The following is a 12,205-nucleotide window of genomic DNA, read 5'->3' as shown; positions in this document are numbered from 1 at the left end:
CAACACCCGATCCATCGAGCGCCGACTATAGTCAGTCATTGGTCGCTATTGAAGAAGGGAGTTCATGCTCATGCAAGCCGTCCGCAGCATCCTGGTGGTACTTGACCCGACGCACGCCCACAGCCGGGCCCTGACCCGGGCAAAACTCATCGCCGGCGCCACAGGTGCCCGCTTGCACCTGTTGATGTGCGACAAGAAACAAGACCACAGCGCCCTGCTCAGCCTGCTGTGCAGCCAGCTTCACGACGATGGCTACAACAATGTCACCTACGAGCAGACTTGGCACGACACCCTGCACGAGTCGATCATCGACGTGCAACAGGCCGAAGGCTGCGAACTGGTGATCAAAGAGCATCGCCCGGACAACCCGCTGAAAAAAGCCCTGCTCACGCCATCGGACTGGAAGCTGTTGCGTCTATGCCCGTGCGCCGTCCTGATGGTCAAGCACGAAAGGCCCTGGACCAACGGCGTCATTCTGGCGGCCGTGGATGTTGGCAACCATGATGAACACCATCGCCGCCTGCACAAGCGCATCGTCGACCACAGCTATGAGATCGCCACCCTGGCCAAAGGCCAACTGCATGTCGTCAGCGCCCACCCCTCGCCCATGCTCTCGGCAGCCGACCCGATCTATCAGCTCAAGGAAACCATCGAGGCCCGCTACCGCGAAGAGTGCAAGGCGTTCCAGGCGGAGTTTGATATCAGCGACGAACGCCTGCATGTCGCCGAAGGCCCCGCCGATGTACTGATTCCTCACTACGTGAAAGAACTGGACGCCGTGCTCACCGTGATCGGCACGGTGGCACGCACAGGCATCACCGGCGCCCTGATCGGCAATACTGCCGAGGTGGTACTCGACGCACTGGAAAGCGATGTACTGGTGCTCAAGAGCGAAGAAGCTGCCGACCACCTGGCAGAACTGGCCAAAGGCTAGCCACCGTCGGGGCCGGCATCGCCGGCTCCGACCCGCTGTATCAGCCCAGCCCGTTCTTCAAAAAGCCCGGCGCGATATAGCGCTGGTAGTGGGCCTCGGACAGCAGGAAGAATTCGCGATCAATCGCATCGCGCAACTGCGGCAACTCCCACTCGCGAAACTCCGGCAGCAGAACCATGCCGTAGGCTTCCACATCGCGGATCACCCGCGCCCCTCGGGCAATCAGTTGATACGCCCAGCAATACTCCGACTGCTGCGGCACGAAGCGAATCTGTCGCTGCTCCAGTTGCTGGCGCAGGCGCGCACTATCGAAGACTTCCAGCTTGGCCGTCATCACCTGCACCAACAGTTGCTCCAGGCGCATCCAGACCGCACGTTTTTCCTCTTCGCTGTAACCGTTCCACTGGATCACTTCATGATGAAAGCGCTTGCAACCGCGGCACACCAGGTCGCCGTAGACAGTGGAGCAAAGGCCGACGCAAGGCGTCTTGATGGAATGATTGGGCATGGGGGATCAACAGCAAGGCGACAGGACAGGCCGCCATGTTAGCCCTTTGTCTAACGGTGGTCACCCCGCAAAGTCATTGCACTCGCCTTACCTTTGTCGACTTTTTACCGTAGAATCACCCGGCCTTTTAAAGGCGCCAATGTCCGTTAGAAGCTGTTTTCAAAGCGTCACGAGCACAGTTCATCCGGTAGAACGGCGTTGGTGCGGGAGATTCGACAGTCGAATGCCCGCGCCAGCCCTCATCAGCCTCCGTTCTACAGGCGTAAAACTTTGAAAGCAGCTTCTGTAAGGATTTCCTGTAACCCTGGCTACGCGGCCCAAAAAGCCGTATTGCGCATGGGTACCGGAATTTCTGGATGAGCGTCCCGGACACCCATTTGGGACCACTGATGAGGGTAATAACTGTGCTTGAAGCCTACCGCAAACACATCGAAGAGCGTGCCGCCCAGGGTATCGTGCCCCAGCCGCTTAACGCCGAACAAACCGCAGGCCTGGTCGAGCTGCTGAAGAATCCCCCTGCTGGCGAAGAAGCCGTCCTCGTCGACCTGATCACCAACCGCGTTCCACCAGGAGTGGACGAAGCCGCCTACGTCAAGGCCGGCTTCCTGTCTGCCGTCGCCAAGGGCGAAGCCAAGTCCCCACTGATCGACAAGAAACGCGCCGTCGAACTGCTGGGCACCATGCAAGGTGGCTACAACATCGCCACTCTGGTTGAACTGCTGGACAACGCCGAACTGGCGGCTGTTGCTGCCGAACAGCTCAAGCACACCCTGCTGATGTTCGATGCCTTCCACGACGTGGCTGAAAAAGCCAAGGCCGGCAATGTTCACGCCAAGGCCGTTCTGGAATCCTGGGCCGCCGGTGAGTGGTTCACCAGCAAGCCTGCCATCGCCGAGAAGTACAGCCTGACTGTCTTCAAGGTACCTGGCGAAACCAACACCGACGACCTGTCCCCTGCCCCGGACGCCTGGTCGCGCCCTGACATCCCGCTGCACGCCCTGGCCATGCTGAAAATGGCGCGTGACGGCATCGTGCCTGAGCAACAAGGCGCAATCGGCCCGCTCAAGCAAATCGAAGAAGTCAAAGCCAAGGGCTTCCCGGTTGCCTACGTCGGCGACGTGGTTGGCACCGGCTCGTCCCGCAAGTCCGCAACCAACTCGGTTCTGTGGTTCTTCGGCGACGACATTCCGTACGTTCCGAACAAGCGCGCTGGCGGTTTCTGCTTCGGCTCGAAAATCGCTCCGATCTTCTACAACACCATGGAAGATGCTGGCGCACTGCCAATCGAGTTCGACGTATCGAACCTGAACATGGGCGACGTGATCGACGTGTACCCACACGCCGGTAAAGTCTGCAAGCACGGCACCGACGAAGTCATCACCACCTTCGAACTGAAGACCCCGGTGCTGCTCGACGAAGTCCGCGCTGGCGGCCGTATCCCTCTGATCGTAGGCCGTGGCCTGACTGACAAGGCTCGTACCGAGCTGGGTCTGCCGGTTTCCGACCTGTTCCAGAAACCAGAGCAGCCTGTCGACACCGGCAAAGGCTACACCCTGGCACAGAAAATGGTCGGCAAGGCCTGCGGCGTGACTGGCGTTCGTCCAGGCACCTACTGCGAGCCCAAGATGACCACCGTGGGTTCCCAGGACACCACTGGCCCAATGACCCGTGACGAGCTGAAAGACCTGGCGTGCCTGGGCTTCTCCGCTGACCTGGTCATGCAGTCGTTCTGCCACACCGCGGCCTATCCGAAGCCAATCGACGTCACCACCCACCACACCCTGCCGGATTTCATCCGCACCCGTGGCGGCGTGTCCCTGCGTCCAGGCGACGGCATCATCCACAGCTGGCTGAACCGCATGCTGCTGCCTGACACCGTCGGCACCGGCGGCGACTCGCACACCCGCTTCCCGATCGGCATCTCCTTCCCGGCCGGTTCCGGCCTGGTCGCCTTCGCTGCTGCCACCGGCGTCATGCCGCTGGACATGCCAGAGTCGATCCTGGTGCGCTTCAAGGGCAAACTGCAACCTGGCATCACCCTGCGTGACCTGGTTCATGCCATCCCTTACTACGCCATCCAGAAAGGCCTGCTGACCGTCGAGAAGAAAGGCAAGATCAACGCCTTCTCCGGCCGCATCCTGGAAATCGAAGGCCTGGACGAACTGACTGTCGAGCAAGCGTTCGAACTGTCTGACGCCTCGGCTGAACGTTCCGCTGCAGGTTGCACCATCAAGCTTCCAGAAAAAGCGATCGCCGAGTACCTGAAGTCGAACATCACCCTGCTGCGCTGGATGATCAGCGAAGGCTACGGCGATGCACGCACCATGGAACGTCGCGCCCAAGCGATGGAAGCCTGGCTGGCCAACCCAGTTCTGCTGGAAGCCGACAAGGACGCCGAATACGCCGAGATCATCGAAATCGATCTGGCCGACGTCAAAGAGCCTGTACTCTGCGCCCCGAACGACCCGGACGACGCCCGTCTGCTCTCGACCGTACAGGGCGAGAAAATCGACGAAGTGTTCATCGGTTCGTGCATGACCAACATCGGTCACTTCCGCGCTGCCGGCAAGCTGCTGGAGAAGGTCAAAGGCTCGATCCCAACGCGCCTGTGGCTGTCGCCGCCAACCAAGATGGACGCTCACCAGCTGACCGAAGAAGGCTACTACGGCATCTACGGCAAGGCTGGCGCGCGCATGGAAATGCCGGGCTGCTCGCTGTGCATGGGTAACCAGGCTCGCGTTGCTGCGAACTCGACCGTTGTGTCGACTTCGACCCGTAACTTCCCGAACCGTCTGGGTGATGGTGCCAACGTATACCTGGCCTCCGCCGAACTGGCTGCAGTCGCGTCCATCCTGGGCAAACTGCCGACCGTCGAGGAGTACATGGCGTACGCGAAGAACATCGACAGCATGGCTGCCGACGTTTACCGCTACCTGAGCTTCGACCAGATCGCTGAGTTCCGTGAAGCCGCTGCGAACGCCAACATCCCGGTCGTTCAAGCCTAAGCTGACTTAGCCATTGCAGGCTGCGTGAAAACGCAGCTTGCAGCAGCTACAAAACAAATGCCCCGACCTGTCGGGGCATTTGTTTTTCTGAGCCCCACAGGGCTGGCAAGCCTGCCACACAACCCTGCAGGAGCCGGGCTTGCCCGCGATGCAAGCGCCGCGTACTCACTGACACCCCGCGCATAAAAGCGCTCAGGGTGTGTTTCCGACTGAATGCGACTCTTCCACTGGCTTATGTTGGCCCAGCGCCAAGGACGCGCTTAACACCATAACCAGCACAGGAAGCCTGACATGGCCGACATCAGCGGAAAATCATTTATTGCCACACTGTTGAGTACAACAGGAGAGTACCTCTACCCGGTTGGGTACCTGAAGGATAACTCTGTTGCGGGGGATGGTTGGCTTATACAGAGTGAGCAGGACGAACCCAATGTGGCCTTTCGTTTCGATTTCATCGAACACATTGAAGATCGCATCCATTACAACATCAGCGCAGCACCCGACGGCGCCTACAGTGGCGCAAAGGTCGGCGTGAGCCGCAATGGCTATCTGGGGTTCTATCAAGTGGCCGAGGTTTGCGACTTCTGGAAAGTCGAGCTTGAGGGCGACAACGACAACCCCGCAACGTTCGAGTTCGTGCTGCGCGATCAGCGCGGTTACCGCGTCTCAGCAGTGAGTGAACCAAGAGGCGGCTTCTGGAGCTCGTTCACCCCAGCAGCCCGATCTGCACAAACGCTCTTCCTGAACACGGAAACAGGGGACACTGTGCATTTTCAAGGGCGCATTCTCAAATACCTGTAACCCCATTTGAGGTTATGCCGGGCCACGCAGTTACACACCCACTGAAAACAGCATCGCCGACAAGCCTTGCTCCTGCTGGGAAGCACGCCTTGTCGGCGACAGGGAAAACACGCTAGACGCTTTTAGAAGGCGTCGCCGGGCACACGCACCCAACCTTCCATCAATACACGCGCACTGCGACTCATGATGGCCTTGGTCACTGTCCACTCGCCGTTTTCCTGAACGGCTTCAGCGCCTACCCGCAAGGTACCCGAAGGGTGACCGAAACGCACAGCGCTGCGCGCACCACCACCGGCCGCCAGGTTCACCAGCGTACCCGGAATGGCTGCAGCGGTACCGATGGCAACCGCCGCCGTGCCCATCATGGCGTGGTGCAGCTTACCCATGGACAGCGCACGAACCAGCAGGTCGACGTCTTTCGCCGCGACCGGTTTGCCACTGGAAGCGATGTAGTCAGCAGGCGCCGCGACAAACGCAACCTTCGGCGTGTGCTGACGCGTGGCAGCTTCGTCCAGGTGCTTGATGAGCCCCATACGCAGCGCACCGTAAGCACGAATGGTTTCGAACTTGGCCAATGCCTCTGGGTCGCCGTTGATTGCGTCCTGAAGCTCGGTACCCGTGCAGCCTACGGCTTCGGCCTGAACGAAAATGGTCGGGATACCGGCATTGATCAGGGTCGCCTTGAGCACGCCGACACCCGGCACCTCGAGGTCGTCAACCAGATTGCCGGTTGGGAACATCGAACCACCAGCGCCCTCTTCCTCGGCGGCCGGGTCGAGGAACTCAAGCTGTACTTCGGCAGCCGGGAAGGTCACACCGTCGAGCTCAAAGTCACCGGTCTCCTGAACCTCACCCTCGGTGATCGGTACATGGGCGATGATGGTCTTGCCGATATTGACCTGCCAGATGCGCACGGTCGCGATGCCGTTCTGCGGCACGCGGCTGGCATCGACCAGGCCACTGCTGATGGCAAACGAGCCGACCGCTGCCGACAGGTTGCCACAGTTGCCGCTCCAGTCGACAAATGGCTTGTCGATGGAGACCTGACCGAACAGGTAATCGACATCGTGGTCCGGCTTGATACTGCGCGAGAGGATGACCGTCTTGCTGGTGCTGGAGGTTGCTCCACCCATGCCATCGATCTGCTTGCCATACGGGTCTGGGCTGCCAATCACGCGAAGCAACAGCGCGTCACGCTCTGCGCCCGGGATCTGGGCGCTCTCGGGTAAATCCTGAAGGCGGAAGAACACGCCCTTGCTGGTGCCGCCACGGATGTAGGTAGCGGGAATCTTGATCTGCGGTACGTGAGCCATGGGAATCTTGTCCTGTTGGATACTGCTCGCCCGTCGCAGGGGACGGCATGGCCGCCCCCCACATAATCAGCGGTGTGCCTGCAGGGGCAAACACTGCCCCCTGCAGGCGCCTACATCACTTGGCGCCAGCCGACTCGAGGAAGTCCTGGGCAAAGCGCTGCAATACACCGCCCGCTTCGTAGATCGACACTTCTTCGCCGGTATCGAGACGGCAAGTGACCGGCACTTCGACCCGCTCGCCGTTCTTGCGGTTGATCACCAGCGTCAGCGTGGCACGCGGGGTACGCGAACCCACCACATCAAAGGTCTCAGTGCCGTCGATGCCCAGGGTCTTGCGGTTGACGCCCGGCTTGAACTCCAGCGGCAAGACACCCATGCCCACCAGGTTGGTACGGTGAATACGCTCGAAACCTTCGGCAACGATGGCTTCGACACCGGCCAGGCGTACGCCCTTGGCTGCCCAGTCACGGGACGACCCCTGGCCGTAGTCGGCACCGGCGACGATGATCAGCGGCTGCTTGCGCTCCATGTAGGTCTCGATGGCTTCCCACATGCGAGTGACCTTGCCTTCCGGCTCGATCCGCGCCAGCGAACCTTGCTTGACCTTGCCGTTTTCCTGAACCATTTCGTTGAACAGTTTCGGGTTGGCGAAGGTCGCACGCTGGGCGGTCAGGTGGTCGCCACGGTGGGTCGCATAAGAGTTGAAGTCCTCTTCAGGCAAGCCCATCTTGGCCAGGTACTCGCCCGCAGCGCTGTCCAGCATGATGGCGTTGGACGGCGACAGGTGATCCGTGGTGATGTTGTCCGGCAGCACCGCCAGCGGGCGCATGCCCTTGAGGGTGCGCTCGCCCGCCAACGCGCCTTCCCAGTATGGCGGACGACGAATGTAGGTGCTCATTGGGCGCCAGTCATACAGTGGCTCGACTTTCGGGCCAGTGTCTTCGTGGATGGCGAACATCGGAATGTAGACCTTGCGGAACTGCTCTGGCTTCACCGATGCCTTGACCACGGCATCGATTTCTTCGTCAGTCGGCCAGATGTCTTTCAGGCGGATTTCCTTGCCATCGACCACGCCCAGCACATCTTTTTCGATATCGAAACGGATGGTACCGGCAATGGCGTAAGCAACCACCAGCGGCGGCGATGCCAGGAAGGCCTGCTTGGCATACGGGTGAATACGACCATCGAAGTTGCGGTTACCCGAAAGCACTGCCGTGGCGTACAGGTCGCGGTCAATGATTTCCTGCTGGATTTTAGGGTCCAGTGCACCGGACATGCCGTTGCAGGTGGTGCAGGCGAACGCCACGATGCCGAAGCCCATCTGTTCCAGCTCGGACGTCAGGCCGGCTTCATCCAGGTACAGGGCTACCGCTTTGGAACCTGGCGCCAGCGAGGACTTCACCCACGGCTTACGGGTCAGGCCCAGCTTGTTCGCGTTACGCGCCAGCAGGCCGGCAGCAATAACGTTGCGCGGGTTGCTGGTGTTGGTGCAGCTAGTGATGGCGGCAATAATCACAGCGCCATCGGGCATCTGGCCAGGAACTTCTTCCCACTGACCGGCAATGCCTTTGGCGGCCAGGTCGCTGGTTGCCACGCGAGCGTGCGGGTTGGACGGGCCGGCCATGTTGCGCACGACGCTGGACAGGTCAAAACGCAGCACACGCTCGTACTCGGCATGCGCCAGGCTGTCGGACCACAAGCCCGCGACCTTCGCATAGGTCTCGACCAGCTTCACTTGCTCGTCTTCACGACCGGTGAGTTTCAGGTAGTCGATGGTTTGCTGGTCAATGGAGAACATCGCCGCCGTGGCGCCATACTCCGGGGCCATGTTGGAAATGGTTGCACGGTCACCCAGGGTCAGTGCACGCGCGCCCTCGCCATAGAACTCAAGGTAGGCACCCACGACCTTTTCCTTACGCAGGAATTCGGTCAGCGCCAGCACCACGTCGGTGGCGGTAATGCCTGGCTGTGGCTTGCCCGACAGCTCGACGCCGATGATATCCGGCAGGCGCATCCAGGACGCACGACCGAGCATAACGTTCTCAGCCTCAAGGCCGCCAACACCAATGGCGATAACGCCCAGTGCGTCGACATGCGGGGTGTGGCTGTCAGTACCGACCAGCGTATCCGGGAAGGCCACCCCGTCTGTGCTGTGGATCACCGGCGACATCCGCTCCAGGTTGATCTGGTGCATGATGCCATTGCCTGGCGGGATCACATCGACGTTCTTGAACGCCTGCTTGGTCCAGTTGATGAAGTGAAAACGGTCTTCGTTGCGACGGTCTTCGATGGCGCGGTTCTTGGCAAAGGCGTCCGGATCGAAACCACCACACTCCACGGCCAACGAGTGGTCGACGATCAGTTGTACCGGTACTACCGGGTTGACCTTGGCCGGGTCACCGCCCATATCGGCGATGGCGTCACGCAGACCCGCCAGGTCGACCAGTGCGGTCTGGCCGAGAATGTCATGGCACACCACCCGCGCCGGGAACCAGGGGAAGTCGAGGTCGCGCTTGCGCTCGATCAACTGGCTCAACGAAGCGTTCAGGGTGGCCGGGTCGCAACGGCGAACCAGGTTTTCTGCCAGCACGCGGGAGGTGTAGGGCAGCTTGTCGTAGGCGCCGGGCTGAATTGCATCGACAGCCGCACGGGCGTCAAAGTAATCCAGGCGGGTGCCGGGCAGGTTCTTGCGAAATGCTGTGTTCATGGCGCGGGACTCAATCACGGAAAGGTCAGCGGTAGGTAACGCTGAACAGCGCCTGCAGGAGCCGGCCTTGCCGGGACCTGCAAGCACATCCTGTTCAGCTTCACCCTTCTCAGCGTTGCTCGATTGGCACGAACTTACGCTGTTCAACGCCGGTGTACTCGGCGCTTGGACGAATGATGCGGTTGTTGCCGCGCTGCTCGAAGACGTGAGCAGCCCAGCCGGTCAGGCGCGAACACACGAAGATCGGCGTGAACAGCTTGGTCGGAATACCCATGAAGTGGTAAGCCGAGGCATGGTAGAAGTCGGCGTTCGGGAACAGGCGCTTCTGCTCCCACATGGTCTTGTCGATGGCTTCGGATACCGGGTACAGCACGGTATCGCCCATTTCATCGGCCAATTGTTTTGCCCAGCCCTTGATCACTTCGTTACGCGGATCGGACTCTTTGTAGATCGCATGACCGAAGCCCATGATCTTGTCTTTGCGCTCCAGCATGGCCAAGGTGCCGCTGATGGCGTCCTCAGGCGTAGAGAAGCGCTCGATCATTTCCATGGCTGCTTCGTTGGCACCACCATGCAGCGGGCCACGCAGCGAACCAATGGCTGCGGTGATGCAGGAATACAGGTCCGAAAGCGTCGAGGCACAAACACGGGCGGTGAACGTCGAGGCGTTGAACTCGTGCTCTGCATAAAGGATCAGCGAAACGTTCATCACCTTGACGTGCAGGTCGCTCGGCTTCTTGTCATGCAGCAGGTGCAGGAAGTGACCACCCAGGGTTTCTTCGTCACTGACGCAATTGATGCGCACGCCGTCGTGGGTGAAGCGGTACCAGTAGCACATGATGGCCGGGAACACCGCCAGCAGGCGATCGGTCTTTTCACGTTGCTGCTCGAACGTCAGCTCAGGCTCCAGGGTGCCCAGTACCGAGCAGCCGGTACGCATGACATCCATAGGGTGGGCGGCGGCAGGAATGCGCTCCAGCACTTCCTTCAACGCCTGCGGCAGGTCACGCAGGGTCTTAAGCTTGCTCTGATAGGCAGCCAGTTGCGCCTTGGTCGGCAGCTCTCCGTAGAGCAGCAGGTAGGCAACTTCTTCGAACAAAGCGTGCTCGGCAAGCTCGCGCACATCATAACCGCGGTAGGTCAGGCCGGCACCGGCCTGGCCTACGGTAGACAGTGCGGTTTGCCCGGCAACTTGACCGCGCAGGCCGGCACCGCTGAGTACTTTTGCTTCGGCCATTGCTTTTCTCCAATCTTGAATTTGTTATGGGAAACGTAAGCTGATTACAGGTTCAAGCCTTGATTCAGCTCTTTTTCTGAGCGAACAGGGCATCGAGCTTCTGCTCGAACACGTGGTAATCGATGGCGTCGTACAGCTCCATGCGGGTTTGCATGGTGTCGACAACATTCTTCTGGGTGCCGTCGCGACGCAGTGCGTTGTAGACGTTTTCAGCGGCCTTGTTCATGGCACGGAACGCCGACAGCGGGTACAGCGCCAGCGAAACATCGGCAGAGGCCAACTCTTCGGTGGTGTACAGCGGGGTCGCGCCGAACTCGGTGATGTTGGCCAGAATTGGCGCTTTCACCCGGGCAGCGAAGGTACGGTACATCTCAAGCTCAGTGATCGCCTCAGGGAAGATCATGTCAGCACCCGCTTCGATGCAGGCCGCTGCGCGGTCCAGGGCAGATTCCAGGCCTTCTACGGCCAGCGCGTCGGTACGCGCCATGATCACGAAGCTGTCATCGGTACGGGCGTCAACAGCGGCCTTGATGCGGTCAACCATCTCCTGCTGAGAGACGATCTCCTTGTTAGGGCGGTGACCACAGCGCTTGGCACCCACCTGGTCCTCGATGTGAATCGCGGCCGCGCCGAACTTGATCATCGACTTGACGGTACGCGCCACGTTGAACGCCGAAGAGCCAAAACCGGTGTCGACATCCACCAACAGCGGCAGGTCGCACACATCGGTAATACGGCGTACGTCGGTCAGCACGTCGTCCAGGCCGGTAATACCCAGGTCAGGCAGGCCGAGGGAGCCGGCCGCAACACCGCCACCGGACAGGTAGATCGCCTTGAAACCGGCACGCTTGGCCAAGAGAGCATGGTTGGCGTTGATCGCCCCTACCACTTGCAGAGGATGCTCGGTAGCGACCGCGTCGCGAAAGCGCTGGCCGGGACTGCTTTTCTGACTCATGACTCACCTCGTGGGCTGTTGGCGTCCAGGTAATGACGCTCGATATTGCGTTTGGAGGCGCCGATATGGCGGCGCATCAGGAGCTCGGCCAGTTCACCGTCACGGTCGGCGATGGCATCGAGAATACGGTGGTGCTCGGCGAACGCCTGGCGTGGCCGGTTGGGCGTTGCGGAGAACTGGATGCGGTACATGCGCACCAGTTGATACAGCTCGCCACAGAGCATCTGCACCAGGGTGCGGTTGCCACTGCCCTGGATGATTCGGTAATGGAAGTCGAAATCGCCTTCTTGCTGGTAGTAACCCAGCCCGGCCTGGAAGGTAGCGTCGCGCTCATGGGTATCAAGCACCCGGCGCAGTTCGTCGATATCGGCTACGCTCATTCGCTCGGCAGCCAGGCGACAGGCCATGCCTTCCAGGGATTCGCGAATTTCGTACAGCTCGATCAACTCGGCATGGCTGAGCGAAACCACCCGTGCGCCGACATGAGGAACCCGCACCAGCAGGCGCTGGCCCTCCAGGCGGTGAATCGCCTCACGCAATGGCCCACGGCTGATACCGTAGGTGCGCGCCAGCTCGGGCTCGGAAATTTTACTGCCCGGGGCGATCTCGCCCTTGACGATGGCCGCCTGAATGCGCCGGAAAACGTTTTCGGAAAGGGTTTCCGAGTCATCCTGCGTAACGCCGGGTGCTTGGCTTGCGTCCAGCATATTGTCGACACCTTCAAAATCAATAGGGCCAAAACTAG

General features: G+C 60.4%; 9 protein-coding genes. 3 read left to right on the top strand and 6 right to left on the bottom strand.

Going from position 1 to position 12,205, the window contains the following annotated elements; all coding sequences use genetic code 11:
• Nucleotides 1–70: 70 nt before the first annotated feature.
• Entirely contained in the window at nucleotides 71–934 is an 864-nt protein-coding gene (locus AB7M23_RS14580) for a universal stress protein (protein WP_065759482.1), read from the top strand.
• 40 nt (nucleotides 935–974) lie between these two features.
• Here the strand turns inward: AB7M23_RS14580 and AB7M23_RS14575 are convergent, their stop codons facing one another.
• Nucleotides 975–1,442: a DUF1289 domain-containing protein gene (locus AB7M23_RS14575; RefSeq protein ID WP_065759483.1), complete on the bottom strand. Its 468-nt coding sequence runs from the start codon at nucleotides 1,440–1,442 to the stop codon at nucleotides 975–977.
• A 404-nt stretch (nucleotides 1,443–1,846) separates the two neighbouring features.
• On the opposite strand from AB7M23_RS14575, the gene acnB reads away from it, so the two are divergent.
• Together acnB and AB7M23_RS14565 are read left to right on the top strand one after the other, a co-directional pair.
• Complete coding sequence (acnB, locus tag AB7M23_RS14570) at nucleotides 1,847–4,447, top strand: bifunctional aconitate hydratase 2/2-methylisocitrate dehydratase (protein WP_065759484.1); 2,601 nt, start codon at nucleotides 1,847–1,849, stop codon at nucleotides 4,445–4,447.
• Between the two features lie 291 nt (nucleotides 4,448–4,738).
• The gene (locus tag AB7M23_RS14565) at nucleotides 4,739–5,248 is read left to right on the top strand and encodes a hypothetical protein (RefSeq protein ID WP_454241140.1); all 510 of its coding nucleotides are present in this window, start codon (nucleotides 4,739–4,741) and stop codon (nucleotides 5,246–5,248) included.
• A 122-nt stretch (nucleotides 5,249–5,370) separates the two neighbouring features.
• On the opposite strand, the gene prpF is transcribed toward AB7M23_RS14565, so the two are convergent.
• From prpF to AB7M23_RS14540, 5 genes are all read right to left on the bottom strand, one after another.
• On the bottom strand, nucleotides 5,371–6,561 hold the full coding sequence (prpF, locus tag AB7M23_RS14560) for a 2-methylaconitate cis-trans isomerase PrpF (protein WP_099774048.1): 1,191 nt from the start codon (nucleotides 6,559–6,561) through the stop codon (nucleotides 5,371–5,373).
• A 115-nt stretch (nucleotides 6,562–6,676) separates the two neighbouring features.
• Nucleotides 6,677–9,268, bottom strand: coding sequence for a Fe/S-dependent 2-methylisocitrate dehydratase AcnD (acnD, locus tag AB7M23_RS14555; RefSeq protein WP_065759487.1), 2,592 nt, complete (start codon nucleotides 9,266–9,268; stop codon nucleotides 6,677–6,679).
• Nucleotides 9,269–9,377: 109 nt separating this feature from the next.
• On the bottom strand, nucleotides 9,378–10,505 hold the full coding sequence (gene prpC, locus AB7M23_RS14550; protein ID WP_065759488.1) for a bifunctional 2-methylcitrate synthase/citrate synthase: 1,128 nt from the start codon (nucleotides 10,503–10,505) through the stop codon (nucleotides 9,378–9,380).
• Nucleotides 10,506–10,569: 64 nt separating this feature from the next.
• Nucleotides 10,570–11,460: a methylisocitrate lyase gene (gene prpB / locus AB7M23_RS14545; RefSeq protein ID WP_065759489.1), complete on the bottom strand. Its 891-nt coding sequence runs from the start codon at nucleotides 11,458–11,460 to the stop codon at nucleotides 10,570–10,572.
• Complete coding sequence (locus AB7M23_RS14540; RefSeq protein ID WP_065759490.1) at nucleotides 11,457–12,167, bottom strand: GntR family transcriptional regulator; 711 nt, start codon at nucleotides 12,165–12,167, stop codon at nucleotides 11,457–11,459. Before AB7M23_RS14540 ends, prpB begins: the two co-directional genes overlap by 4 nt.
• Nucleotides 12,168–12,205: the final 38 nt, after the last annotated feature.

Source organism: Pseudomonas sp. HLS-6 TE3448 (assembly GCF_053629555.1).
The sequence above is the reverse complement of the archived record's forward strand: the minus strand, read 5'-3'. Positions and strand labels throughout refer to the sequence as shown.

Bases quoted from the DNA above. Each gene is read 5' to 3' on its own strand.
- AB7M23_RS14580 (WP_065759482.1), top strand. From the start codon at position 71: ATGCAAGCCGTCCGCAGCATCCTGGTGGTACTTGACCCGACGCACGCC.
- AB7M23_RS14575 (WP_065759483.1), bottom strand. From the start codon at position 1,442: ATGCCCAATCATTCCATCAAGACGCCTTGCGTCGGCCTTTGCTCCACT.
- AB7M23_RS14565 (WP_454241140.1), top strand. From the start codon at position 4,739: ATGGCCGACATCAGCGGAAAATCATTTATTGCCACACTGTTGAGTACA.
- prpF (WP_099774048.1), bottom strand. From the start codon at position 6,561: ATGGCTCACGTACCGCAGATCAAGATTCCCGCTACCTACATCCGTGGC.
- acnD (WP_065759487.1), bottom strand. From the start codon at position 9,268: ATGAACACAGCATTTCGCAAGAACCTGCCCGGCACCCGCCTGGATTAC.
- prpC (WP_065759488.1), bottom strand. From the start codon at position 10,505: ATGGCCGAAGCAAAAGTACTCAGCGGTGCCGGCCTGCGCGGTCAAGTT.
- prpB (WP_065759489.1), bottom strand. From the start codon at position 11,460: ATGAGTCAGAAAAGCAGTCCCGGCCAGCGCTTTCGCGACGCGGTCGCT.
- AB7M23_RS14540 (WP_065759490.1), bottom strand. From the start codon at position 12,167: ATGCTGGACGCAAGCCAAGCACCCGGCGTTACGCAGGATGACTCGGAA.